The 1,494-nt window shown below is 62.6% G+C and carries 1 protein-coding gene; it reads left to right on the top strand.

Features of this window, described 5'->3' with window-relative positions; all coding sequences use genetic code 11:
• The first annotated feature begins 36 nt into the window (after positions 1-36).
• Positions 37-1,410 carry a transposase gene (locus NKI97_RS35345; protein WP_352838603.1) on the top strand — a complete coding sequence of 458 codons (1,374 nt, stop codon included), beginning with the start codon at positions 37-39 and terminating at the stop codon, positions 1,408-1,410.
• The last annotated feature ends 84 nt before the right edge of the window (positions 1,411-1,494 follow it).

Genomic DNA, 1,494 nt, shown 5'->3' with positions numbered 1-1,494 from the left:
CTGATTCAATCTTCGTCGTAAGAGGAGATTGAGTCGATGATGGGCGAGCAAAGTGTGATGCAGGAGGAGCTGTTCTACGGCTTCAGCCTGGAGCGGCATGTGCCGGCGGATCACCTGCTCAGAGCGATCGACCACTTCGTCGACCTGTCCGCCATCCGCCAGCATCTGGCGCCCTTCTACAGCCCGATCGGCCGTCCCTCGATCGACCCTGAGCTGCTGATCCGCATGCTGATCGTCGGCTATTGCTTCGGCATCCGCTCGGAGCGCCGGCTGTGCGAGGAGGTACATCTGAACCTGGCCTATCGGTGGTTCTGCCGGCTTGGCCTCGAGGGTGATGTGCCTGACCACTCAACCTTCTCCAAGACCCGCCACGGCCGCTTCCGCGATGCCGACCTGCTGCGCGAACTGTTCGAGACCGTCGTCCGGCGCTGCATAGCTGAAGGGCTCGTCGGCGGCGAAGGCTTTGCGGTCGATGCCAGCATGATCGTCGCCGACGCCCACCGTCAGCGCGGGATCGAAACGGCCGAGGACCTCAATCCCAAAGCCAAGCGGGCCGTGGCTGAGTATCTCGCCACTCTGGATGACGCCGCCTTCGGGGCCGCCACGCCGGTGGAGCCCAAGTTCGTCTCCCCTGTTGATCCCGCCGCGCGCTGGACTGCCGCTTGGGGTGGCCCAGCCGTCTATGCCTATTGCACGAACTATTTGATCGACGTGCAGCACGCCATCATCGTGGACGTGGAGCCCTCGACCGCGGTGCGCCAAGCCGAGGTGACGGCCGCCAAGACTATGATCGAGCGGGCGCACGACGAGCTCGGCCTCTGGCCGGAGCGGCTGATTGCCGACACCGGCTACGGCTCGGCCGAAATGCTGAACTGGTTGGTGCATGAGCGTGGGATCGAGCCGCATATCCCGGTCTTCGACAAGTCTAGGCGCAAGGATGGCACCTTCTCGCGCGACGACTTCACCTACGACCATAAGGCCGATACATACATCTGTCCTGGCGGGAAGACGCTCAGGCAGCGCCAGAAGACCTATCGGATGCCACACCCTCTCGTCGACGAGAATGGCATGATGCGCTATCGCGCCAGCAAGCTGGATTGCGACGCCTGTGCCCTGAAGCCCAGCTGTTGCCCGAAGGAGCCGGCGCGCAAGGTGCTGCGCTCGATCTATGAGGGCGCGCGCGACATGGCCCGCGACATCGCAAAGACAGACGCCTACCAGACCTCACGCTATCAGCGGAAGAAGGTGGAGATGCTGTTCGCGCACCTCAAGCGCATCCTGAAGCTCGATCGATTGCGATTGCGCGGCCCCTGTGGTGCCCGCGATGAGTTCCACCTTGCAGCCATCGCCCAGAACCTCAGGAAATTGGCCAAGATTTGCACCCTCGGAACAAACGTCCGAGCCACTTAAGGCGAGGAGGTCGCGTCGACCTTAATCAAGACGCTTCGGTGCGAGTGGATCCACGGCTTCATCGCCGACTTCTTCAACACTATC

Origin of the sequence: Mesorhizobium sp. M0296 (assembly GCF_040321675.1) — a bacterium.
In the GTDB taxonomy this organism is placed as follows: Bacteria; Pseudomonadota; Alphaproteobacteria; order Rhizobiales; family Rhizobiaceae; genus Mesorhizobium.
Note: the sequence above shows the minus strand (reverse complement) of the source record. Positions and strands in the feature narration are given on the sequence as shown.

Bases quoted from the DNA above. Each gene is read 5' to 3' on its own strand.
- NKI97_RS35345 (WP_352838603.1), top strand. From the start codon at position 37: ATGATGGGCGAGCAAAGTGTGATGCAGGAGGAGCTGTTCTACGGCTTC.